This is a genomic window from Leisingera sp. S132, from assembly GCF_025144465.1.
Lineage (GTDB): Bacteria > Pseudomonadota > Alphaproteobacteria > Rhodobacterales > Rhodobacteraceae > Leisingera.
Window position 1 is genome coordinate 1,868,289 of record NZ_CP083553.1, and the last position, 21,530, is coordinate 1,889,818.

At 65.2% G+C, this 21,530-nt stretch carries 23 protein-coding genes; 2 read left to right on the forward strand and 21 right to left on the reverse strand.

The genetic code is table 11. The annotated features are described in order from the left end of the window. Positions 1-79: 79 nt before the first annotated feature. From K3725_RS09110 to K3725_RS09210, 21 genes are all read right to left on the reverse strand, one after another. On the reverse strand, positions 80-448 hold the full coding sequence (locus K3725_RS09110; protein ID WP_260018446.1) for a hypothetical protein: 369 nt from the start codon (positions 446-448) through the stop codon (positions 80-82). A 262-nt stretch (positions 449-710) separates the two neighbouring features. After that, positions 711-1,550, reverse strand: coding sequence for a DUF2189 domain-containing protein (locus K3725_RS09115; protein ID WP_260018447.1), 840 nt, complete (start codon positions 1,548-1,550; stop codon positions 711-713). Positions 1,551-1,828: 278 nt separating this feature from the next. Continuing rightward, positions 1,829-2,893 (reverse strand): cysteine synthase A, encoded by a 1,065-nt coding sequence (gene cysK, locus K3725_RS09120; RefSeq protein WP_260018448.1) that lies wholly within the window; start codon positions 2,891-2,893, stop codon positions 1,829-1,831. A gap of 297 nt (positions 2,894-3,190) precedes the next feature. Next, the gene (gene cysE / locus K3725_RS09125; protein WP_260018449.1) at positions 3,191-4,012 is read right to left on the reverse strand and encodes a serine O-acetyltransferase; all 822 of its coding nucleotides are present in this window, start codon (positions 4,010-4,012) and stop codon (positions 3,191-3,193) included. Between the two features lie 742 nt (positions 4,013-4,754). Continuing rightward, on the reverse strand, positions 4,755-8,681 hold the full coding sequence (locus K3725_RS09130) for a glycoside hydrolase/phage tail family protein (protein ID WP_260018450.1): 3,927 nt from the start codon (positions 8,679-8,681) through the stop codon (positions 4,755-4,757). Positions 8,682-8,685: 4 nt separating this feature from the next. Next, positions 8,686-9,231 (reverse strand): peptidase, encoded by a 546-nt coding sequence (locus K3725_RS09135; RefSeq protein WP_260018451.1) that lies wholly within the window; start codon positions 9,229-9,231, stop codon positions 8,686-8,688. Further along, positions 9,228-10,115, reverse strand: a complete 888-nt coding sequence (locus K3725_RS09140) for a DUF2163 domain-containing protein (protein WP_260018452.1) — start codon at positions 10,113-10,115, stop codon at positions 9,228-9,230. The genes K3725_RS09135 and K3725_RS09140 overlap by 4 nt, the downstream gene beginning before the upstream one ends. Then, positions 10,112-10,744 (reverse strand): DUF2460 domain-containing protein, encoded by a 633-nt coding sequence (locus tag K3725_RS09145; protein ID WP_260018453.1) that lies wholly within the window; start codon positions 10,742-10,744, stop codon positions 10,112-10,114. Before K3725_RS09145 ends, K3725_RS09140 begins: the two co-directional genes overlap by 4 nt. Positions 10,745-10,761: 17 nt before the next feature. After that, positions 10,762-11,421, reverse strand: coding sequence for a phage tail tape measure protein (locus K3725_RS09150; protein WP_260018454.1), 660 nt, complete (start codon positions 11,419-11,421; stop codon positions 10,762-10,764). Continuing rightward, the gene (locus K3725_RS09155; RefSeq protein WP_260018455.1) at positions 11,414-11,629 is read right to left on the reverse strand and encodes a rcc01693 family protein; all 216 of its coding nucleotides are present in this window, start codon (positions 11,627-11,629) and stop codon (positions 11,414-11,416) included. The genes K3725_RS09150 and K3725_RS09155 overlap by 8 nt, the downstream gene beginning before the upstream one ends. Continuing rightward, on the reverse strand, positions 11,626-11,946 hold the full coding sequence (locus tag K3725_RS09160) for a gene transfer agent family protein (protein WP_260018456.1): 321 nt from the start codon (positions 11,944-11,946) through the stop codon (positions 11,626-11,628). Before K3725_RS09160 ends, K3725_RS09155 begins: the two co-directional genes overlap by 4 nt. Before the next feature lie 3 nt (positions 11,947-11,949). Further along, positions 11,950-12,363, reverse strand: coding sequence for a phage major tail protein, TP901-1 family (locus K3725_RS09165; protein WP_260018457.1), 414 nt, complete (start codon positions 12,361-12,363; stop codon positions 11,950-11,952). Between the two features lie 46 nt (positions 12,364-12,409). Beyond that, on the reverse strand, positions 12,410-12,817 hold the full coding sequence (locus K3725_RS09170) for a DUF3168 domain-containing protein (RefSeq protein ID WP_260018458.1): 408 nt from the start codon (positions 12,815-12,817) through the stop codon (positions 12,410-12,412). After that, positions 12,814-13,146: a head-tail adaptor protein gene (locus K3725_RS09175; protein WP_260018459.1), complete on the reverse strand. Its 333-nt coding sequence runs from the start codon at positions 13,144-13,146 to the stop codon at positions 12,814-12,816. The genes K3725_RS09170 and K3725_RS09175 overlap by 4 nt, the downstream gene beginning before the upstream one ends. Continuing rightward, positions 13,143-13,742 carry a head-tail connector protein gene (locus K3725_RS09180; protein WP_260018460.1) on the reverse strand — a complete coding sequence of 200 codons (600 nt, stop codon included), beginning with the start codon at positions 13,740-13,742 and terminating at the stop codon, positions 13,143-13,145. Before K3725_RS09180 ends, K3725_RS09175 begins: the two co-directional genes overlap by 4 nt. Before the next feature lie 180 nt (positions 13,743-13,922). Continuing rightward, complete coding sequence (locus K3725_RS09185; RefSeq protein WP_260018461.1) at positions 13,923-15,104, reverse strand: phage major capsid protein; 1,182 nt, start codon at positions 15,102-15,104, stop codon at positions 13,923-13,925. Further along, positions 15,101-15,667, reverse strand: coding sequence for an HK97 family phage prohead protease (locus tag K3725_RS09190; RefSeq protein WP_409201594.1), 567 nt, complete (start codon positions 15,665-15,667; stop codon positions 15,101-15,103). Before K3725_RS09190 ends, K3725_RS09185 begins: the two co-directional genes overlap by 4 nt. A 26-nt stretch (positions 15,668-15,693) precedes the next feature. Next, complete coding sequence (locus K3725_RS09195) at positions 15,694-15,918, reverse strand: hypothetical protein (protein ID WP_039182700.1); 225 nt, start codon at positions 15,916-15,918, stop codon at positions 15,694-15,696. After that, on the reverse strand, positions 15,911-17,140 hold the full coding sequence (locus tag K3725_RS09200; protein WP_260018463.1) for a phage portal protein: 1,230 nt from the start codon (positions 17,138-17,140) through the stop codon (positions 15,911-15,913). Before K3725_RS09200 ends, K3725_RS09195 begins: the two co-directional genes overlap by 8 nt. 313 nt (positions 17,141-17,453) lie before the next feature. Beyond that, the gene (locus tag K3725_RS09205; protein WP_311202226.1) at positions 17,454-18,740 is read right to left on the reverse strand and encodes a terminase large subunit domain-containing protein; all 1,287 of its coding nucleotides are present in this window, start codon (positions 18,738-18,740) and stop codon (positions 17,454-17,456) included. Then, positions 18,733-19,140 (reverse strand): hypothetical protein, encoded by a 408-nt coding sequence (locus tag K3725_RS09210; protein ID WP_260018465.1) that lies wholly within the window; start codon positions 19,138-19,140, stop codon positions 18,733-18,735. Before K3725_RS09210 ends, K3725_RS09205 begins: the two co-directional genes overlap by 8 nt. 294 nt (positions 19,141-19,434) lie before the next feature. On the opposite strand from K3725_RS09210, the gene K3725_RS09215 reads away from it, so the two are divergent. Together K3725_RS09215 and K3725_RS09220 are read left to right on the forward strand one after the other, a co-directional pair. Beyond that, positions 19,435-20,667, forward strand: a complete 1,233-nt coding sequence (locus K3725_RS09215) for a PAS domain-containing protein (RefSeq protein WP_260018466.1) — start codon at positions 19,435-19,437, stop codon at positions 20,665-20,667. Between the two features lie 444 nt (positions 20,668-21,111). Continuing rightward, positions 21,112-21,510: a hypothetical protein gene (locus tag K3725_RS09220; RefSeq protein ID WP_260018467.1), complete on the forward strand. Its 399-nt coding sequence runs from the start codon at positions 21,112-21,114 to the stop codon at positions 21,508-21,510. Positions 21,511-21,530 lie beyond the last annotated feature (20 nt).

The window sequence follows — 21,530 nt, forward strand, 5'->3', positions numbered from 1 at the left end:
CCCGATTGCGACACAGTGAAAAGCCCCGGTCCTGCACCGGGGCTTTTTTCTTGTGAAGCTGCCGTGGCTCCCGAATTCCCTATTCGAACGCAATCACTTCATCGCATAGGGCTTTTAGAGAGCGGCCATTTTCTTCGCTCAATTCAAGGTGAGCGTAATAGTAAGGCGGGCCAGCCCAGTTACCGTTCCTGGAAATCAGTTCAGAGGTTTTAAAACATGTTCGCGTAGTTGGACGCATATCTCCGTATGGCTCATCGCTTACGAAGATTTCGATTTCAACCTTACCTTTTAAGAACTCAATCGCATCGTTGATCTTCGCAACGGCTTCGTCGGCGCTGTCACCAATACTCATTCGTTCATTCACAAAGGAGTAGAGGTCTTCATAAATATCCCATGCGTCAGAAGCGATGAGACAGGCCAGTTTGTGAGTCTCAAGTGGATTTGTCATCGCATCTCTATCGCTTTCTTGTTCCAATCTATCCATTTTCCGCTTGTTGGACGCTTTGCAGGGCAGAGCTACAGTGACCCCGTCAAAGCTCGAATACAAGAATAAGGGAGCACCCCCGCCCCCTTCATCTTTCCCCAAATACTCACCTGCGCAACACCACCGCCAGCCCCCCCGTCAGCGGCGGTGCGCCGCTCAGCACCTTTACCCGTGCGCAGATACTGGCAGCGCCTGCTCCGCCCCATCCATCTCCGCCAGACAATCCTCAAACAGCACCGTCGGCAGCCCCCGCCTCCGCCGGCGGCACGGCCCGCCGGTACAGATGCCAGGTGGTGTGCCCCAGAACCGGCAGCGTGACGATCAGGCCCAGAAACGCCGGCACCATCGACAGCAGCATGGCGGCGGAGATGACCGCTGCCCAGCCCAGCATGACCACCGCATTCTCCGCAACCGCGCGGATCGACGTCAGCATGGCCGTCACGAAATTGGTGTCCCGGTCCAGCAGCATCGGCATGGCGATAACGGTCACCGTGAACAGAACCGCCGACAAAAACGCCCCCGCACAGGTGCCAACCGCCAAAAAGGCCCAGCCCTGCGGCGTGAAAAAGACCGCGTGCAGGAACCCTTCGAAATCCGAAAACGACGCCTTCTGCAGGATGATCGCCAGCCAAAGCCGGACCTGGTACATCCACACCCAGAAAACGAACAGGGTGACAAAGGCCATCCAGCCCATCTCCCGGTTGCGCTGGCGGACCATCACGCTGAGGATGTCTGACCAGCCGAAGCTCTCCCCGGCTTGCATCCGCCGCGACATCTCATAAAGCCCGGCAGCGGCAAAGGGCGACACCAGCGGAAACCCCACGGCGGCGGGAATGATCATCCAGATCTTGCCCAGCCAGACCAGGCACCAGACAAACAGGATGCCGAAAACCGCATAGAACAGGCCAAAGAAGCCGCTCATCACGGGGCGTGCCAGAAAATCGGCAAACCCGGCCTTCAGCGACGCGCTGATGTCACCTGCAGTCAGCGTGTTGACCTCAAGCACGTTCCGCGGCCTCGGCTTGAGCTTGTCCGGTGATGGGGAACCGTCAGTCTTGGATGTCATGGCACACTCCTTCCAAAGCATGACCCTGCGCCGGCCCCGTGCAATCGGGCCAGGCAATGAAACAGACATCCCTCCTGTACAGGGAAGTGTGCATCAGCCCCGGCACCAGGGCAAGGGGCGCATGGCTCTGCAACGCGATAACACCGTCAGATGCCCTTTTTTACAGGCCCCCAAAGCCCCGAACCCAAAAAGGGAGCGCATCCGCTCCCCTTCATCTTTCCTCAAATACTCACCTGCGCGCCGCCGCCGCCAGCGCCATGCCAGCGGCGGCGCGCCGCTCAGTACTGATACCCGGGGGTCGAGGCCGACAGCGCCTGCTCGGCCTCATCCATATCCGCAGGAATATCCTCAAACAGCGGCGTCGACAGGTAGCGCTCGCCGGTATCCGGCAGCACTGCCAGCAGCACCGATCCTTCCGGCGCGGTTTCCGCGACCTTCATCGCCGCCGCCAGGCTGCCGCCGCTGGAAATCCCCGCCAGAATGCCTTCCTCCGCTGCCAGCCGCCGGGACCACTTGATGCTCTCGTCACCGCTCACCGGCTCCAGCGCGTCAAAGTACCCCTTGTCCAGCGCCTCCTGCAGAACCAGCGGGATGAAATCCGGGGTCCAGCCCTGAATGGGATGCGGGTTGAAGGCCGGATGGGTCGCGGCAGGCTCGCCCTCAGCGTTGCGCGCCTGCGCCGCGCCGGACTGCACCAGCGCCGCATTCGCCGGCTCGCTGAGGGTGATCTTCAGGTCCGGCCGCGCGCCCTTCAGCACCCGGCCCAGACCGGAAACCGTGCCGCCGGTGCCATAGCCCAGCACCACGTGATCCAGCCGTTCGCCTTCGAAGTCGCCCAGGATCTCCTGTGCGGTGGTGCTGGCGTGGATATCGGCGTTGTCCTTGGTCTCAAACTGATGCGCCAGGAACCAGCCGTTGGCTTCCGCCAGTTCCTTGGCCTTCACCACCATGCCAACCGCCTTGTCCTCCTTGCGGGTCAGCACAACCTTGGCGCCCAGCATGCGCATCAGCCGCCGCCGCTCGACCGAAAACCCGTCGTGCATGGTAATGACCAGCGGATAGCCCTTGGCGGCGCAGACCATGGCCAGCCCGATGCCGGTGTTGCCGCTGGTCGCTTCCACCACGGTCTGCCCAGGTTTCAGCCGCCCTTCGCGTTCCGCCGCCTCGATGATGTTCAGCGCCAGCCGGTCCTTCACAGATCCCGCCGGGTTGAACGCCTCGAACTTCACATACATGGTGACGTGCTCCGGCGCGATATTGTTCAGCCGGACCGCCGGCGTGTTGCCCACCGTCTCCAGGATCGAGCCAAACAGGCGGCCGCGGCCTTCGGTTGTGTAAATCATGATCTGTCCCCCAAATCGAAACTGCGAAAAAGAAGCTGCTGGTCAGGAATATGCGCCCCGCCGCCGCCGGGTTCAAGCCAGCCGGCGGCACCGGACAGCGAATAAGACCAGCCTCCGCCGGAACCCGGAAATTGCGGAACCGAAAGCCGTTGAGCCTGAACGCAGAAGGTAAACTGACGCACGCAACCCTTTCCTTCGAAACAAAATTCACCGCACATCCAAACAGAAAAAAGGGGCGGAAACCGCCCCTTTCATCTTTCCTGAAATACTCAAAGTCCCAGGCCGCAGCCAGATGCCTCACTCCGCGGAGGGAGACCCGGCCGGAACCACCTGGTCCATGTTGATCGACGGCTGGTCGCACCCCGCTTCGCCGACGATCCTGGCAGGCACGCCCGCAACCGTCGTGCAGGGCGGCACTTCCGCCAGCACCACCGATCCGGCGGCAATGCGGCTGCAATGGCCGACCTTGATGTTGCCCAGAACCTTAGCGCCGGCCCCGATCAGCACACCGTCGCCGATCTTCGGATGGCGGTCCTGCTCTTCCTTGCCGGTGCCGCCCAGGGTCACCGAATGCAGCATCGACACATTGTCGCCCACCACTGCGGTCTCACCGATCACGATGGAATGGGCGTGGTCGATCATGATGCCCTTGCCGATGCGGGCGCCGGGGTGGATGTCGATCCCGAAAATCTCCGAGGTGCGCATCTGGAAGAAATAGGCCAGATCCTTCTGCCCCTTGTCCCACAGGTAATGGCTGACCCGGTAGGCCTGCACCGCCTGGAACCCCTTGAAGTAGAGGATCGGCTGCAGCAGCCGGTGGCTCGCCGGATCGCGCTCATTGATCGCCATCAGGTCGGCGCGCGCGGCTTCCAGAAGTTCCGGGCAGGTCTCATAGGCCTCGTCAACGATCTCGCGCAGCACCATCATCGACATTTCGTTCGAGCAGAGCTTGGCGGCAATCCGGTAGGACAGCGCCTTTTCCAGCGTCTTGTGGTGCAGGATACAGGCGTGAATCAGCCCGCCCATCAGCGGCTGGGCGGCAATGGCCTCCTCAGCTTCGCGGGTGATGCGGTCCCATACGGGATCCACCGGAGTAACGGCTTGCTGTGTTTTTGCCATGGGTCAACGTCCTTTCTCCGCTCAGACTACCCATCTAAGGTGGTTTGCCGCAAACGCAAACCCGTGATGTGGCATATTTTCGAAATGAATGAGTCCGCCCGGGCGCGGCTCAAGCAGCAGCTGGCCTGGGGCGCTCAACTGAACTTCCGGCGTCTTGGGGCCGGCCGGAGGTGAGGTTTTTCGCTTCGGGCTCTGCCCGAACCGACCCGCGCCGCGCGCCGCAGGCGCGCGGCGCTGCCGCTTGGCAGCCACTGGAACATGCAACCAGCCAGCCGGAAAATGCGCAGCATATGATGGAAATGGTGTTTTGCTGAGAAGCGCTTGAGGGCGCATCCTGCTTCCTCAAGACGCCTTCCCAAGTGTAAGGCCAGCCTGACAGCCTCAAGGACAGGCCGCGCCCAGGCGCGGGGGCCTGCGCCCCTCCTTACCCCGCCAGCCTGCCCGGCGGGTGCCGCCCCGTCTGTTTCCAGCACAAAGGCCAGCTCCCGCAGAACCAGCCGGGTGCAGTCCAGATATGCCGGATCATCCAGAAACGGTTCCTCGGCCAGCGCATACCGCCGGGCGGCGGCACTTAAGCTCCCGTCGCCCCAGCGCGGATGCACACGGCCATACAGGCGGGTATAAACCGCGGCCTCCGCCGCGCCGCCGAAGATGCGGCGGCACAAGTCCAGGCGGGCGCTCTCCGGCACGGCCAGCAAGGCCCGCGCCGCCGCGGACGCATCGCCGGGCAGCACCGGGCGGATCATCCCAGCACGGCCTCTGCCGCTGGCCCGGCTCCGAACCGGGCGGAGCGCTGCGCCACTTCCAGCACATCGCCCGCCTGCACACCATCCAGCACCTGCGCCCCTGCCGGATAGGCCCAGGAGGGCGTGGCAGAGGTCTCCTCCCGCAGCACGGCAGCCCCGCGCATCACCCGGATGCGGTAGGATTCGATCTCCTCGCCCAGCGGCACCTCGTCCAGCTCCCAGCTGTCGCCCTCGATCCGGGTGCGGCGGATCCAGGCCGCTGACATGTCCTGCCCCAGCGCGCCGCTCAGCCGCAGGTGCACCGGCGCATAGGGGCGCAGGCCGATGCCCTCAAACGCCTCTTGCAGATGCAGATAGGACGGATCCTCCAGCTCCCGCCGCGCCGGGCCAATGCGGTAGTGGCGCTGGCGGCGGCGCTGCTCCGGCGACAGGCTCATCTGGACCGCGCTGCCATCCAGCAGCACGACATAAGACCCCGCAGCCCAGACCTCCGGCATCAGCGCCTCGCTGCCCTGCTGCCCCCGCAGACGCCCGCGCAACAGGTAGGTCTGCGGCGCAATCAGCTCTGCCTCGCGGAACTGGAACAGCTCCCAGTTGCCAGAGCTGCCATCGCCGATGGCCGCCGCATTGGCGCCGTTCAGAACCGCCTCCGCCGTGCGGCTTTCCAAGCTGCCGGAGATCAGCCTGACCTGCAGATCCGCGCCCAGATCCCAGCGCCCGGGGCCTGCGGCAAACAGCGGCGTCTGCGTGACGCCCACCACCTGCCGCGCCGCAACCACCTGTTCCAGCGCGTAATTCTCGTCCGCCTCAGAACCATAAACCGCAACGCTGCCAGGCCAGGCTGCGGCCGTCAGTGCCAGATGCGGCGCGTGCGGCACCTCGTCGCCCCGCATCAGCGGCAGGTCCATGAACAGCGGCAGCACCGGGCCGGGCGCGGCAAAGGCGCTGACCCCCGGCAGCTCCTCTGCCACCGTGGCCAGATCATAGGTGCCGGGTTCGATCCGCACCGCTTCCACCATCTGTGCCTCTGCCTGCTCCACCCGGTCGATCCGGTAAAGCTGCGCCTTGCCTTCCACCGGCAGCGACACCACATCGCCCGCCCCCAGATGCAACAGCGACGGCGGCAGCGTGAACCGCGCGGTGTCGCGGGAAATCCGCGCCTCTGCCAGCCAGCGGGCAACGGTCTGGCGCGCCTCGGCCCGGGTCAGCGACAGGGGCAGCTCGTTCTGGCTGACACTATGCGTCGCCTCGTCGGGCAAGACCGCCTCGACCGAGCCCGCGGCATGGTCGCCGCCCCATTCGGTGAACCGCAGCCGCACCCGGCCCGCCAGCTCCGCTTCGCTGGCGCGGGACAGCTCCAGCGTGCCGTCCGTCTCTTCGCTGTCGGCCAGATGCTCCAGTTGCAATGCCGCCGCCAAGGTGCCCTTGCGCATCCGGAACCGCAGCACCCCGTCCCGTTCCACCGCGTCAAACCCGTGCCGCAGCATCAGCGGCTGCAGAACCGCGCGGGCCTCCGCCACATCCGGGTTCACGAACCCGTGCACCACACCGTAAAGCCCCGTGGTATCAATGTCATAAAGGCCTGCACTATGGCAGATTTCCTCCACCACCGAGGCCAGCGTGCGCTGCCCGGCACGCCCGTTCAGCCAATGGCCGCGCAGATAGTTTTCGCCGTCGTTCCAGATCTCCATACGGCTCGGGAAGGCCGGAAACGGGCGCGCGTCCCAGGCCCAGACAAAGGCATTGGACATATCCAGCATGCGGCCATCGTATTCGTCTGACATCGGGTTATTGGCGGCCTCGCCCCAATGGCCCAGAAAGGCGCGCAGGTACTGGATCTGCATCAGATCGTCCCGCAACCCGTTGGAATACCGAGGCAGTTTCGATTCTGAGCTTTTCGGATCCAGGAACTTGTTGGGCTGGTTGGTGCCCTTGTCGATCGCGGCGCAGCCCAGTTCGGTGAACCAGATGGGCTTTGATTGCGGAACCCAGTCCGTCGGCGCCGCCTGCCGCACCCCGCCGATGCGCTCGTGGTGCTCATTCGTCCACCAGCTGCGGATATCCTTGTAGCGCCAGATCCAGGGCTCATCATGGGCGCCATCGGTGATCGGGGTGCGGATCTGCGCGTCCCGCGCCTGGGCGGAATGGTAGTACCAGTCAAACCCTTCGCCGCCTTCCACATTGCCGCTGAGGTAATCGAGGTCATAGATCGACGGCACGCCCGCCTGCGCGTCCAGATGGCCGTCGCCCTCGCGCCAGTCGGACAATGGCATGTAATTGTCGATGCCGATGAAGTCGATATTGGCATCCGCCCACAGCGGGTCCAGGTGAAAGTAGCGGTCGCCCTCCGGCGATTGATAGCCCCAGTATTCCGACCAGTCGGCGGCATAGCCGATCTTGGTGCCCGGCCCCAGCAGGCTGCGCACTTCTGCCGCCAGCGCCTTCAGCCGCTGCACCGCCGGAAAGCCGTTGGCACCGCGGATCTGGGTCAGGCTGCGCATCTCGGAGCTGATGCAGAACGCCTCAACCCCGCCCGCCGCCGCGCACAGGGCGGCATTGTGCAGGATGAAGCGGCTGAGGCTCCATTCATCCGGGCCACTATATGTCACGGTGCCGCTGCCGACGGTGAAATGCGCCGCCGTGGCCGTGCCGAAGAACGCCGCCACTTCCGCATCCGCCGCCGCGGTCCCATCAGGGGACCCGGCCTGGCCGGGTGCCACCGACAGGGTGATCCGCCCGCGCCAGGGAAGGTGCGGCTGGCCGTCTTCGCCGGTCCAGGGGTCCGGCAGCGTGTTGCCTGCGGCCTGATCCATCAGCAGGAACGGATAAAACATCACCCCAAGGCCCCGCGCCCGCATTTCCCCTATCGCCTGCACCACGGCGGCATCAGCCGGCGTGCCGCCATAGAGCGGTGTTCCGTTCTCCCGCAGCACCTGCTCGGCCGAGGCCCGGTTCAGCCCGCCCGCCGACCAGGGAATGCTGCCCTCTGCATCCTTGTGCTCCACCTTCGGCTTCACCGAACAGCTGCCGCAGCGCAGGTCATTGCCGAACCAGGACACGATCAGGGAGGCCGCACCGCAGGAGGGCAGTTCCGCGTTCAGGGCAGTCAGCGAGGTCTTGAGGTCGCTCATCCCCGAGGGCGTGTGCTGGTTGGCAGGCTTCACATCGCCCGGCCCGCCGGAATACATCACCGTGCCGGCAGCCAGCGAATACTCGCCCGTGCCCGGCATCAGCGCCACCCCCTGCACCAGCTGGCCAAGGTCCTGCGCATAAGTGCTGCTGGCGGGCTGCTCCGGGCGCAGCACATCGAATGAAAACTGCGGCACCCGGTTGCCGAACCGCGCCAGCTGCACGTTCTCCATCACCACATAGGCCGTGCCGCGGTAGGCAGGCACCTGCCCCGCGCCCTCAACGGCCTCCATCACCGGATCCGGCAGCTGGTCCGCGGTGCCGCGGTAGACGGTCATGTTCAGATCCTTGGGCGCCACTTCCTCGCCATCGGCCCAAACGCGGGAGATGCTGGCGATCTCGCCCTCGCACAGCGCCACCGCCAGCGACACCGAATAGCTGTAGCTGGTGACCTGCGGCTGCGGCGGCCGCGGGCGGCCCTTGCCGCCGCCGCTGCCGCCGGTGACCGTGACGGTCTCCAGAAAGCGCGAGGACCAGATCACCTGGCCGCCCAGCCGCATCCGGCCATAGACCTGTGAGACCGGCGCGCCCGTGCTGGTCTGGGTCAGGCGGAAGCGGTCGGTCTTGCCGGTCTCCACCGGCTCGGCGCCGGAGCCCATCAGGCGCTGGTCGATCAGCCGGCCCAATGTGGCGCCGACCGCACGGCCGATAATGGCTGAGGACAGCCCCGCGACCGAGCCGCCGATTGCGCCGCCAACCGCCGCGCCGGCGGCAGAGAGAAGAATGGTTGCCATCAGATCAGCTCCTTTGCCAGGACGTGCCAGGGAAGTTAAACCGCGCCACGATGCGGCGCTGCCAGGGCGGGCTCAGCGGGCTTTCGACAACCCCGTGGCCGGCATAGGCGTGGATGAAGGACGGGGCGCTGCAGACCTGTTCCGCCCGGCGGCACCGCCGGGCTGCGCCTGCCTGCCCCCCGGCAGGCGCATTCGCGCCCGCCCAGGCAGACGCAGCCCTCATTTCTTTGGTACAAACCTTGGACTGCACCCCCAGATGCTTGGCCACCGATCCCTCGCGCATCCGGAACAGGATCACATCGCCGGGGGCCGCCGCATCCAGCGGTTTCGCCGCCAGATGCCGCGCCGCGGCCTGCCACAGCGCCTCGGCGCCCTGAGGTTCGGACCAGTCCATCGTGTAGGCGGGCGGCAGCTCCGGCTCGGCGCCCAGCAGCTCGCGCCACAGCCCCCGGATCAGCCCCAGGCAATCACAGCCCGCGCCCTTGCAGGACGCCTGATGCACATAGGGCGTGCCGATCCAGCCGCGTGCGGCCTCCACCACCCGGTTCATCGCCGGCTGCCCCCGGTATTGGTGCCCGACTGGCGCGGCACCGCCATAACCCAGTCCTCGCCCGGAATGTCGGGAAACCCCTGGAAGTTCAGAAGATTGTTGAATTTCAGCCGGCAGGTCTCCATGCGCTTGTCGCAGCCGGCCTGCAGCCGGACCATGTCACCCGGCTGCACCACAGCCCGCACCGGCTCCCACAGGGTGATCCTGCGCCCCTCTGCATCGCTGCGGTCCGCCTTGATGGCAGCCCAAAGCCCTTCTGCCGCGCCGCTCAGGACCGTCAGCCGGCCATCCTCAAACCAGCTGGGTTCAAACCCCGGCAAAGCGCCCCAGCGGAACTCCTCGCTGCGGCTCACGGTTTCAGTTGCAATTTCAGCAGTATAGCCCGGTGTGTTCAGGTCGAACCTGCAAACCCCGTCGCCCAGCACCGCGGTGCAGGGTTTCTGGTAGATCCGTCCCAGCGGCTGGTTCAGCGCTTCGGTCAGCCCGCGCAGCTCTGCCTCAAAGGCACCGCCTGCGCGGCGGATCTCGCCGATGGAGCCGCGGAATTGCAGCCACCGCATCGAGACATCCTGCCAATTGACCAGCCAGCAGCGCACCTCCGCGCCATCAAACCGGCCCGCCTCGATGTCCTCCTCGCGCACCGCAGCGTCGCTCAGAACCCCCAAGGCCTCGGTGTTGTCGACCGACAGGCCGGTGGCTTGGCTCACCGCCCGCGCGGTCAGCCCGCTGCCGGGCTGGAAGGTGATGCCGTCAAAGGACAGCACGCAGTCATGATCGGTAAATCCCAGCACCGCGCCGTCCCGCCGCGCCAGCGCCCAGGCGCGGCACACCGTGGTGATGCCGGATTGAAGATGGTCGTGCAAGGCACTGGAAAGGCTTGTCATACCCGCACCTCCACCACTGGAACGGCAGGTGCCTCCCCGGCCTGAAACGACGCCACGCTGGTCTGGATGCTGGCGGTGTCGAACCGCACCGGCACGTCGAACTCAAACCCTGCATTGATGCTGAGGCCGACCTCCGGCGGGTGCGCCAGGGTGATGAGGCCGGTGGCGGTATCCAGCTGGTAATCGACGCCTTCGCGCAGCTCGTCCTGCTCGATCCCGACCCGCACGGTGCCCGCAACCGGCTTGGCAATCGGGCGCTGATAGGTGAATTCACCCGACCGGTAAGTCTTGGTGAGCTGGAACGTCACGCTGCTGCCGTCGCCGGTGGCAATCACCTGATCGTCAAAGGCTGCCTCCGCACTGGGCCGGCCGGATTTGAAGTCGCTCCAATCCTTCCAGCGGAACCCGTACAGCTGCCCCTGGCGCGCCTCGAAAAAGGCGATCAGCACCTCGATATCCTCCAGCGCGCGCAGGCCAAGGCCCGCGTCATAGCGGCGGCGGGAGTGCGCCCAGGGGGTGTTGCGCTCCTCAAAGCCGTTGGCCAGCGTCACCACATCGGTGCGCCGCTCTGGCCCGCCGACAGAGCCGAAGCTGAGCGACGCGGGAAAGCGGACTTCGTGGAAATTCATCGTGTTACCCTCCATCCTTAACGGTTGCGTCCGCCACGGGACAGCGCCCGCGACAGCTGCGCGGCGATCTGGCTGCGGCTGCGTTCAAAGCCTTTCACGTCCGGGGTGGAGACATTCATCACCACATTCACAGCCCCGCCGCCCTGGCTGCGCACCCCCAGCGAGCCATCGGCCCCGCGGGTGAGCGGCAGGATCGCCTCCGGCCCCGCTTCCCCCATCAGCCCGGTCGCGCCGCGCAGCGGGAAGGTTGTGGGGCTGGTAACAATGCCGCCCTTGGCAAAGGGCATCACCTTGCCCTGGCTGAAGGCGGCGCCATTGGCGAAGGGCAGCAGGTTGCCGATCAGACTGCCGAACCCGTCGGATATCAGTCCGCCCACATGATTGGTGACCGGTTTCATCGCCGCGTTATAGGTGGTGCGGATCATGCTGTTCCTCAGCGTCTCCATCGCCTCTGACAGGCTGTCGCCGTCGAACACCAACCCGTCAAAGGCGCGGCGCAAACCCTTGGAAAGGCTGCGGTCCAGGATCTGGGCATCGCGGCCGGTCTCGGAAAACCCCTCCTTGACCCGCCCCAGCACTTCTGCAAAGGCCGCGGCCATTCCAGAGGCACCGTCCAGCGCTTCTCCCAAAGCCTCGCCCTGCAATTCCAGTTCTGCCATCGAAGATGAGTCAGTCATCCGTTGTCTCCTTGTTCTTCGCGCCGGCGGTGTCCGGGAAGGCCGCCATCAAGGCCGAAAGCCGGTCGCGGCCCAGCGGCTGCGGCGAAACCGGATCGCCCAGCATCAGCCGCAGCTCGGCAGGCGTCAGCTGCCAGAAGTCGCGCGGCAGCAGTTTCAGCCCCGCCATCCCGGCGCGCATCAGCGCGGGCCAGTCGAGCGCACTCATGGGCTGTCCGGCACGGCAAAGCTGCGTACCAGCAGTTCCGCTGCCACCCGCGCCGCCTGCATCGGGCCGCCGCCAATGGCGGCCGCGGCTAGGTCCTCGCGGCTGAGATCATACCCGCCGCCCTGCAATCCTGCGGCCAGCAGCGCCAGCACGTCGCGGGCGGAAAACCGGCCCTGTTCGAACCTCTGCACCAGGTCCACCAGCGTGCCTTCCTCCAGCGCGGCCTCAAGCCCCGCCAGTGCGCCCAGCGTCAGCTTCAGCGCGTAATGGCTTCCATTCACAAGCAATTCTGCCTCACCTGCATGCGGGTTCACCATCGGTCAAACCGCCGCAAAGCTGAGCTGGCCGGCGCTGGCGAGCGACAGTTCATAGGTCGCCTCGCCATTGTGGCTGCCGGCGTATTCAAGTGCTGTGACCTGGAACGGCCCCTGCACGATGCCGAAGTCGGGGATGATCACCTGGAACTCCGGCGTGAGCCCGTCAAAGAACAGCTGCCGGGCGCGTTCGTCGGTCGCCTCATCCCTAAAGATGCCGGAGCCGGAGATGCTGGCGGAGCGCACACCGGCGCCTGCCAGCAATTCGCGCCAGCCGCCCTGGCTTTCGAGGCTGGTCACATCGACGCTTTCAGCGTTGAAGCTGATCCTTGTGGCGCGCAAGCCGGCGATGGTCTCAAAAAGGCCTGCGCCGTTCATGTCCACTTTGACCAAGAGGTCCTTGCCGTTTTGAACTTTCATGGGGGTTCTCCATGTATTTCAATTGGTTTCACGAAGTTTCTGCGGTTCAGATATCGTCCACACGGGCGCGGAAGCGCAGGGTGATCTGACGGCCGCCGGTGCTCAGCCGCTCTGCCTTGGCCCGGTCGAACCAGAGGCCGGTCAATTGCCCGCGCGGCAGCGGCACCGCGGCGCCGACCAGCGCGTCGCAGACGGCGGCGGCGGCGGATTTGGCGGTGGCAAAGCCGGCCATGTCGGTGGTGACGGTGACAAAGAAGCGGTGTTCGGCCCCGCCTGCGGTCTTGTCGGAACGGTCCAGCACCTCCTCTGATCCCAAGGCCACATAGGTCTGCGGCAAGGGGCCTGCGGGGATCGCGTCGTAGATCGCATTGCCGACCAGCGCGGTGAGGCCCGCGTCGCCGGTCAGGTGGGTGTAGACAGCGAATTGCAGCCCGCCTGCGATGGCATAGGTCATGTGCTCACCTCCGCAACCGCGAAACAGGTGAGGTAGCGGGCGCCGGAACTGCTTTCCGCAACCGCATCAATGCGATAGAGGCGGTCTTCATCCCGGAACCGCTGATCAGGGCGCGGATGGGACGCAAAGCCATCCGGGCTGGCGCGCAGGGTGATGCGGTATTTCTGCAAAGACAGGCTGTCGCTGTTCAGACGTCCGCTGAGCGGCTTCACCTCTGCCCAGTGGGTGCCAAGCGCCACCCAGGCCTCAGCATAGCCACCGGCACCGTCGGGGGTCCGCTGGGGGTCTTCCAGCACCAGTTTGCGGGTCAGGTTCGGGGGGCGTTTCATGCGAGGCCCCCCAATGTCAGCCGCAGCGTGCGGTAGCGTTCGATCAGGCTGGTGACGCCAAAGGGCATGCAGCCGCCATGGAGGCCGGTGTCGGCCCGGTATTCGTAGTAATGCGCCGCCAGCAGCATCACCGCCTGGCCCAGATCGGCGGGCAAGCCGCCCCAGTCCGCGGCCATGCCGGCCTGCAGGGTGATCCGTGCCAGACCGCCGGCTGGTATCGGGGGCAGCAGGCTGCCCGCGGGACACAGCGCCGGGCGCTGGCTGTCGCGCTCCAGGCGGTAGGCGGCGGGGTCCTGCACCGTCTCAGCGCCTGCGGCGTCACGGGTCATCACCTCTGTCACCATCTGCACCGGGGCGATGGGAAACACCATCCGGGCACGGTCGCGCCAGTGGCGGATTTCGATCTCAAATTCGCGGGTTATCAGTGCCTTGCCGGTTCTTCCTTCCACCGCGGCCAGGGCGGCGCGCAGGAAGCCGATCAGCACCTCATCCTGCAGGCTGTCCTCGCCAAAGCCGGTGCCCAGGCGGAGGTGTGCCTTAAACTGGGCCAGCGGCAGGGCGGCCTCGGGCACGGGGGTCACTTCGCTCAGCATCATCATCTCACTCCTGCGGGCCTCCCCCTGAGCCGGCCCTGATCTGCTGTCCGTTCAAAGGTTCGGCCGGCACGCACCGTTCCCTGCCGCTCGGACGGAGGGGGAGCAGCTAGACGGCAAGGAAATATGGGGTGCGTGCCAGCCGGCGGACCGGGCTGCCGGTCCGCCATCAGCGCTGAGCGGTTAGCTCAGGCCGAATTTCATCAGCTTGATCGCGGCAAAGTCGCTGACGTCGCCGCCGACGCGCTTGGTCGCGTAGAACAGAACATGCGGCTTGGCGCTGAAGGGGTCGCGCATCACCCGCAGGTCCGGGCGTTCGGCAATGGTGTAGCCGGCGCGGAAGTCGCCGAAGGCGATGGGAAAGCTGTTGGCGGCCGGATCCGGCATGTCCTCGGCGATCAGCACCGGGTAGCCCATCAGGCGCGCAGGTTCGCCTGCGGCCAGACCGTCGGACCACAGGAAGCGGCCGTCGGCGTCCTTCAATTTCCGCAGCATTCCCGCGGTCTTGGAGTTCAGAATGAAAGTGGCATTGGCGCGGTATTCCGCCCCCAGCGCATAGACCAGGTCGATGATCGCGTCGCCGTTGCCGATCTCGCCATCGACGCCGGTGGCCTTGTAGCCGATGTTGCCCCAGGTCCAGCTGTCGTTTTCCTCGACGTTGTAGTTGAGGAAGCCGGTGGGCTTGTCATTGCCGTCGCCGTTGATGAAGGCGTCGGCCTCGGAGCGGGAAAACTTGTCGGCGATGCGGCCGGCCAGCCAGCCTTCGATATCAAAGGCGCTGTCATCGAGCAGCCGCTGCGACGCCTTGGGCAGCGCGCTGAGTTCATGCAGCGGGATCGAGATGCGGTCGATGCTGCCGGTGGAGGTTTCCGTGGACGGGCCGGTTTCATTGGCCCAGCCGGCGCCCATTTCGCTGTGGTCGATCAGCACGTCATAGCTTGAGGCCTCCACATGCACCACGGAGGCCACGGCGCGGATCGAGGCGGAGGCGTTCAGCACCGCCTTGACGGTGTCGGCGGTCTGCGGGTCGACCAGATAGCCGCCGTCGCTGCCCACCGCGGTGGACATGGATTTGCCCTCCAGTTCGAGGCCGCGCAGGCCGTCGTCGTCGCCGTTGCGCAGGTAGGCGTTGAACGCCTTCTGATGCGGGGCGCCCGCGTCCTGGCTGGCTGCCAGATGGGGGCGGTTCTGAGAGATTGTCTTACGGTCCAGCATGGTCACTCGCTCTTCTGCCTGTTTCAGCCTTGATTGCACGTCGTCCTGAAACCCCTTGAATTCATGAAGAAAGCCGGTAATGGCCTGTTTCACTTCATGCGCCAGGGGCGCTGCGTCCCCGGTTTGGGCCGGGAGGTCTTGATTGCTCATGATGGGTGTCCTGTTCTGAGGTCACGGGTGATCTGGCGCAGGCCATCGGCCAGGGCGCGCAGCGCTTGCGCTTCCGCATCAGCGGAGGATTTTGCCGCCACCCGGGCGGCGGGCAGCATCGGGAAGGTGACCAGCGACACCTCCCACAGCTCCACCTGGGTCAGGTGGCGGGTGCCGTCCGGCGCGCGGGTGGCTTTCTGGGTGCGGTAGCCGATCGACAGGCCGTCGATGGCGCCACCCTCGATCAAGGCCGCCGCTTCGGCGCCTTTGGGGGTGGCGGTGAGGATGCGGCCCTTCACATACAGTCCGCGCTTGTCCTCGCGCACCTCGTCCCAGACGCCGATGGGCTGGTGCGGGTCGTGCTGCCACAGCATCTTGACCGTCCGGCCCTGATCGCGGAGCGTCTTGAGCGAGGCGGCGTAGGCGCCGCGCATCACCACGTCGCCGCCCTGGTCGGTCTGGCCGAACAGGCTGGCGTAGCCCTTGATTTCAGTTGCGTCCTTCAGCGAGAGATCCTCGCCGAAGCGTGCGAATTTATGTTCCAGCTGGGGGGATCCCTGCATCATCTGAACCTCGCAAGTCGTTGGAATTACGGCAATTGAACCGTCAGGAAGGATTGGAAGGCCTGGGCCAGGATCACTGCGGCGACGCCGTAGACGGTGAGCCAGAGGCGTTTTTCCAGCCGCTCCATCATCTGTTCGATCCGGTCGAGGCGGCGGTTCACCGCGTCGTTCTGGATCTGGGCGACCCGCTCATGGGCGGACAGGCGCAATCCCGGTGAACAATCAAATGCGTGCATCGGGTGCTCAGTCATCCTGTCCGCCCTCCGTCTGCGGCGCGGCTGGGGCTTCTGTGGGCAACCCCAGCAGCTGCCGCTTCTCCGCGGGTGTGAGGAAATCCGCGGAGGTGATGCGCCGCCACTGCGCCTCGCGCTCAGCCGCCAAGGCAGGCAGCTGGTCGAGGTCGGGCTTCAGCGTCAGCGCGTCGCCGGTCCAGGCGGTGAGCCAGCCGGACAGCGCGGCGGTGACCTTGGACACCAAGGGCAGAACGGTCAGCCGGTAGAAGGCGCGGTTGGCCTCCTGGTAGTTGGCATAGGTCGCATCGCCAGGGATGCCGATCAGCATCGGCGGCACCCCGAAGGCGAGCGCAATCTCGCGGGCGGCGGTGTCCTTGGTTTTCTGGAATTCCATGTCGGAGGGGGAGAAGCCCATCGGCTTCCAGTCAAGCCCGCCCTCCAGCACCATCGGGCGGCCCGCGTTCTGCGCGCCCTGGAAATTCGTTTGAATTTCTTCGCTCAAGTGGCGGAATTGTTCGTCGGACATCTGCCCCTGGCCGTCGGAGCCAGTCCATACCAGCGCGCCGGAGGGGCGGGCTGCGTTGTCCAGCAGCGCCTTGGACCAGCGGGAGGCGGCGTTGTGAACGTCAATCGCCATCGCGGCCGATTGCAGGGCCGAGAGGCCGTAGTGGTCGTCCTGCGGGTGGAAGCTTTTGATATGGCAGACCGGGGAATTGCCCGGCTCGTTGGCAAAGCGGTGCTTGCGCCCGCCCGCCACATAGTCAAAGCCTGCGGGCCAGCCGTCCGGTCCCGGCACCACGTTCATCCGGTCGGAGCGCAGCACATGCAGTTCGGCGGGGGTGGCGTCCTCTGCCGTGACCATCTCGATATAGGCATTGCCGGAGAGCAACAGGTGGCCGTAGAGCGCCTCCAGCAGCTCGGCCTGGGTCTGCGCCGGGTTAGGGCGGGCCAGCAGCGCCAGCCAGGGGTGGGTGTCATAGCGCTGGCGGTTGTCCTGCAGCACCAGCGGCACGGCGGCGGCGGCCTCGGCAATGAGGCGGATCACCCGGTGGGCGACCGGATTGCCGGCAAAGCCGCTGCGGGTCAGGGATACGGTGTCGCGCGGGCTCCAGGCGATGCGACCGGCGCCATGCCAGGAGACCACGCGGGCGGTCTGGCTGGCCTTCTGTTCCAGGCCCGGAGTATTGGGGCCTGATTTCTGGGGGTCTGGCGTTTTGCGCCGCAGCAGGTCAAAGACCATGGTCCGCTCCTCAGGTTGTTCATCATGACGCTGCTGGCCCGGTGGGGCTGGTGCGCCTTTGCTGAGGATTATTAGTGCCCCAAAGGCCTGAAGATTTGGCAAGCGGTGCGTACGGTGGGTGCGCAACACCTTGGGTTATAGCGTTGTATTCAAACGAAAACCGCCCGTTGCGCAGCGGGCGGTTTGCGGAGTTCACGAAGGGCAGCGCCGGTCCGCGGGTGGGCGAGAAGCGCCCGCCCCATCGTGCTGGAAGCACGCCTCCGGCATGACGGAGGGCGGACGGGCGCTGCCCGGCGTGCGGCCAGGCGGTAGCTTACAGCACCCTGACCTGCGGCCTGCGCAGGTTGGCGGCGGGCAGGATGATCAGCTCATGCAAGGCCCAGACCAGCGCATCCACCCGGTCGGGCGAGCCGCTGCCGCGGTAGCCCTGCGGGGTCATCTGGCACATCTGGTCCTCCAGCTCTCCCATCCCCGGCAGGTGAAACACCCGGCCCTGCTCATAGAGCGCAGCCACCGGCTCGGCGCGGGCGGATTTGCCCTTGCGGGCGTGCAGGGCACGGAACGGCACCAGCGGGTCGGCCTGGCGCAGCACGGTTTCGACCAATGCGCCGCCCTGGTTGACCTCTGCCACCACCCGTTCGGCGCTGTACCGGTCACGGGCGGCGATCACCGCCTGTGCCCAGGCGAGCGGCCCTACGCCGTGCACGGTGCAATCCGCCAGCACATACGCCTGCCAGTCCTGCGGCGGGCCGTGGGTGACCGCGCCCGCCACCACGATGCCGCAGGCATCAGAGCCTTTGCCCGCGCTGACGGCCGGGTCGACGGCGACCACCACCCGGTCCAACGGCGGTGCCTCGACCACTTGGGCCTCCACCAGGGCTGCGGTGGTCCAGAGCGCGCCCTGGATATCCGAGAGCATCACCCCGTCGAGCTCCTGCCGGCCCAGCCGGGTGCCCGCATAGCGTGCCCGCACCTCCGTCAGGAAGGAGGGCGCGAGATTGGCGCGGTTGGCCTCGGTCGCGGCGTGGGTGGTGACGGTGCTGGGCGAGGCCAGAAGCCGTTTCAGCACGGGCGCGTTGCGCGGCGTGGTGGTGACGCAGACGCGCGGGTCCTGCCCCAGCCGCAGCGCAAACTGCAGCATGTCCCAGCTCTCCTGCCCTTTGCGCCACTTGGCCAGCTCATCCGCCCAGGCGGCGTCGAACTGGGGGCCGCGCAGCGCCTCGGGGTCGTGGGCGGAAAACGCCTGCGCCTCGGCGCCGTTGGGCCAGATCAGCTTGCGCTCCGAGGCTTTCCACTTGGGGCGCCGGTCCGGCGGCGAGCAGGCCAGGATGCCGCTGTCGCCGTGGATCATCACGTCGCGCACCTGGTCATAGGTTTCGGCCACCAGCGCAATGCGCCGCGCAGTGCCGGGATCATAGGGGCTGGCCCCTTCGGCCAGGGAGCGGACCCATTCGGCCCCTGCCCGCGTCTTGCCCGCACCGCGGCCGCCCAGGATCACCCAGGCGCGCCAATCCCCGTCCGGAGGGCGCTGGTGCTCCAGCGCCCAGATGTCGAACAGATGCGGCAGCGCGCAAAGGGTCTTGCGGTCCAGCTCATCCAAGAACAAGCTCAGGATCGAGGGCGGCACGCAGGCGAGAAAGTCCGCGCTCGACAGCTGCGCGCGCCGCGACGGGATCGAGTTCGTGCTCGGATTTGAGCATGCGGGCGAATTCGGTGCTTTGTTCTGCAATGACTTTCTCCACTTTCTGGCAATCCCGGATCAGGCCTTCGAGACGGCTGATCTGGGCCTTGGCGCCGGTGACTTCGTCACCGCCGGTGGTTTCAAGCTGCTCCCGTAGCTCCTCCGCCGCGTTGCGCAGGCGGTGCATGCTCTCCTGCAGGGACCGCAGGAGATCGGCGGTGTAATGCACCTGCCGCTTCAGGAGGGCACCGCCGTCCTGCTCTGGCGTCTGGCACAGTTCTGAGTGGCCCGGTTCCGGGCCATTGGTCTGATGTGTCATGGGATGCTCTGCCTCATGCGTTTTTTGTCCGCACGAGAGAAAGACAGGACGGCCGCCGGCGGAGGGGTCCGGGGCCGTCCATGTTTCTTCCAGCTGCACCACAACCTTTACGCGATTTCAGTGTAAAAGTCAAGGTTTACGGGAGGGGGTGCGTACGGTGGGTACGCAACGGGCAATGGCCTGCAAACGCTGGAAGGCTGCCGTTAAGGCACCGTAAAAGGCTAAACCCTATTTAAATCTTTACCAGCTATTTCCTGCTTCAGGACGCGTGATGACTGAAAAGGAATACATGGAATGACCTTTACAGACCGACGGATTGAGCTGCGTCCGGCAAATGGCGAAGCCCCCTTTGCGCTCGATGAGATCTTCTTCTCGCGCACCGATGACCGCGGTGTGATCAAAACCGGCAATGACATCTTCCGCCGGGTCTCCGGCTTTGATTGGGATTCCCTTTTGGGTGCGCCGCATAAGATCATCCGCCATCCGGACATGCCGCGCGGTGTGTTTCAGCTGTTCTGGGACATCATCCAGAACGGGGATTTTATCGGCGCCTATGTGAAGAACAAGGCAAAGGACGGATTGTATTACTGGGTGTTCGCTGTGGTTGTGCCCTGCGAAGACGGATATCTTTCCGTCCGCATCAAACCGAGCAGCAGCCTGTTTGCCACCGTGAAGCAGGGCTACTGCGACCTCTTGAAGGCTGAGCAGGACGATGGCCTGAGTCCTGAGGAAAGCCGGGACAACCTGCTGGCCTGGCTGGCGGGTATGGGCTTTGCCTCCTACCGCGAATTTGCCGCGCACGCCTTAAGCGAAGAATTGGAAAGCCGGGACGCGGGCCTTGGGTCAGCGCCGGATATGACAATACGCGGACTGCGGCAGAAGCTGAAAAACTCTGAGGTGCTTGTCACCGAGACCAAAGGGCTGATTGACGACTTTTCCGCCATGCGGACCATTCCGCATAACCTGCGCGTGATTGCGTCGCGGATTGAACCTGCTGGCGGGCCGGTGACTGTTCTGTCGCAGAACTACGGGTCGATGTCGCGTGAGATGTCGACCTGGTTCTCCACCCATGTGATGGGCGAGGACAGCAATTTCGCGAAGATAAAGGACCTGGTCAATCAGGGCCTGTTTGTGGAAGGCATGGCCCGCATCCTGACCGAGTGCGACGGCCAGCTCCAGCGCGAGCGGCGGAGCCTGGGCGGAATTGACCTGAGCGCCGAACAGGACATCCTCAGCCAGCTGACCCAGGCGCAGGTGGCGAGCGCCCGGATGGAGCTGAAGGAAGTTGACAGGGAAGCCGAGCGGATCACCCGCGCTTGCGAAACAATGCGGCGGCAGTTCCTGGGCCTCAGTTCCACCCGGGTGTTGTGCAAGATCGAAAGCGCCCGGCTGCCGCGGGACGGCGCAACACTGTCCGATATCATTGACCAGCTGGGCTCCTTCCAGGAGCGGATTTCGCGGCGGCTGGACAAGATTTCTCATCTCTGCGCAGAGATCCGGGAGCTGAAGCAAGAAAAGGCAGCCTAGACACGGGAAAGGCGCCTGTTGGCGCTTCCCTGTTACTTTCCGCACTGAAGCGGAAAACACGTGTTCTCCGAGCCGGAACCTGCGCAGGTTTCCGGTGCTTGGCCAGCTGACTGCTGCCAGGCTTCGTTCAAGCGCCATCAGGCGGCTTGCCCCGCCATGACACAACCTTTGCGGGTTCAAACTGCAGTCTTAAGAGGTTGCGTAAGACGCGCGCACGGCGGGCTCGCATCGGGGCAACGCGGCGCCGGTTCAGTACGGAAAGAACCCGCAACCTCCTATGCACCTGTAGAACGGGGATTATTCCTCGACTTCCAAGGCATAAGGTGAATCAAATGGTGTGAAACTATCGCGGAATCCACCTTCCGAATCCACAATTATGAGTTGTACGTTCAGCCTTGCACCAAGCTGTGCATCACTGTCTCAATCAATTGCGAGGAACACCAGATGGGTTGGAAAAGCTACCAGATCGCCACTGCACAAGAGTCGACACCTGTTCCGGGCGACGCCGGCAAGATCTTCTATGATGCCACGCTGCACTATGTTTCCATTCCCGAGGGAGCGACAATCGTGATGTCCGGCGGCCCGAGCGGCGAAGGCGAAACCTCGGTTGACGATGTGGTCAACCTGACCCTGACCGACCAGAATGACAAAACCAACACTGCAACTTACACGCATGATTACAGCAACGGCTGCTCCGGCGTGGTGACACCGATGCAGCCGCAGGATCTGACATCGCAGTTCAGTGCGCTGTCCGGCAAGACCGTGAAGGCGACGATTGAGTTCTACGACAAATGCGGCGGCTATCAGAGCGGATCGAACTTCTACATCTGTATTTACACCTGACCGCAGCACACACCCCGGAG

What these genes read in the sequence shown, in the direction of transcription:
- K3725_RS09110 (WP_260018446.1), bottom strand. Translation starts at nt 448, where the DNA reads ATGACAAATCCACTTGAGACTCACAAACTGGCCTGTCTCATCGCTTCT.
- K3725_RS09115 (WP_260018447.1), bottom strand. Translation starts at nt 1,550, where the DNA reads ATGACATCCAAGACTGACGGTTCCCCATCACCGGACAAGCTCAAGCCG.
- cysK (WP_260018448.1), bottom strand. Translation starts at nt 2,893, where the DNA reads ATGATTTACACAACCGAAGGCCGCGGCCGCCTGTTTGGCTCGATCCTG.
- cysE (WP_260018449.1), bottom strand. Translation starts at nt 4,012, where the DNA reads ATGGCAAAAACACAGCAAGCCGTTACTCCGGTGGATCCCGTATGGGAC.
- K3725_RS09130 (WP_260018450.1), bottom strand. Translation starts at nt 8,681, where the DNA reads ATGGCAACCATTCTTCTCTCTGCCGCCGGCGCGGCGGTTGGCGGCGCA.
- K3725_RS09135 (WP_260018451.1), bottom strand. Translation starts at nt 9,231, where the DNA reads ATGAACCGGGTGGTGGAGGCCGCACGCGGCTGGATCGGCACGCCCTAT.
- K3725_RS09140 (WP_260018452.1), bottom strand. Translation starts at nt 10,115, where the DNA reads ATGACAAGCCTTTCCAGTGCCTTGCACGACCATCTTCAATCCGGCATC.
- K3725_RS09145 (WP_260018453.1), bottom strand. Translation starts at nt 10,744, where the DNA reads ATGAATTTCCACGAAGTCCGCTTTCCCGCGTCGCTCAGCTTCGGCTCT.
- K3725_RS09150 (WP_260018454.1), bottom strand. Translation starts at nt 11,421, where the DNA reads ATGACTGACTCATCTTCGATGGCAGAACTGGAATTGCAGGGCGAGGCT.
- K3725_RS09155 (WP_260018455.1), bottom strand. Translation starts at nt 11,629, where the DNA reads ATGAGTGCGCTCGACTGGCCCGCGCTGATGCGCGCCGGGATGGCGGGG.
- K3725_RS09160 (WP_260018456.1), bottom strand. Translation starts at nt 11,946, where the DNA reads ATGGTGAACCCGCATGCAGGTGAGGCAGAATTGCTTGTGAATGGAAGC.
- K3725_RS09165 (WP_260018457.1), bottom strand. Translation starts at nt 12,363, where the DNA reads ATGAAAGTTCAAAACGGCAAGGACCTCTTGGTCAAAGTGGACATGAAC.
- K3725_RS09170 (WP_260018458.1), bottom strand. Translation starts at nt 12,817, where the DNA reads ATGACCTATGCCATCGCAGGCGGGCTGCAATTCGCTGTCTACACCCAC.
- K3725_RS09175 (WP_260018459.1), bottom strand. Translation starts at nt 13,146, where the DNA reads ATGAAACGCCCCCCGAACCTGACCCGCAAACTGGTGCTGGAAGACCCC.
- K3725_RS09180 (WP_260018460.1), bottom strand. Translation starts at nt 13,742, where the DNA reads ATGATGCTGAGCGAAGTGACCCCCGTGCCCGAGGCCGCCCTGCCGCTG.
- K3725_RS09185 (WP_260018461.1), bottom strand. Translation starts at nt 15,104, where the DNA reads ATGAGCAATCAAGACCTCCCGGCCCAAACCGGGGACGCAGCGCCCCTG.
- K3725_RS09190 (WP_409201594.1), bottom strand. Translation starts at nt 15,667, where the DNA reads ATGCAGGGATCCCCCCAGCTGGAACATAAATTCGCACGCTTCGGCGAG.
- K3725_RS09195 (WP_039182700.1), bottom strand. Translation starts at nt 15,918, where the DNA reads ATGACTGAGCACCCGATGCACGCATTTGATTGTTCACCGGGATTGCGC.
- K3725_RS09200 (WP_260018463.1), bottom strand. Translation starts at nt 17,140, where the DNA reads ATGGTCTTTGACCTGCTGCGGCGCAAAACGCCAGACCCCCAGAAATCA.
- K3725_RS09210 (WP_260018465.1), bottom strand. Translation starts at nt 19,140, where the DNA reads ATGACACATCAGACCAATGGCCCGGAACCGGGCCACTCAGAACTGTGC.
- K3725_RS09215 (WP_260018466.1), top strand. Translation starts at nt 19,435, where the DNA reads ATGACCTTTACAGACCGACGGATTGAGCTGCGTCCGGCAAATGGCGAA.
- K3725_RS09220 (WP_260018467.1), top strand. Translation starts at nt 21,112, where the DNA reads ATGGGTTGGAAAAGCTACCAGATCGCCACTGCACAAGAGTCGACACCT.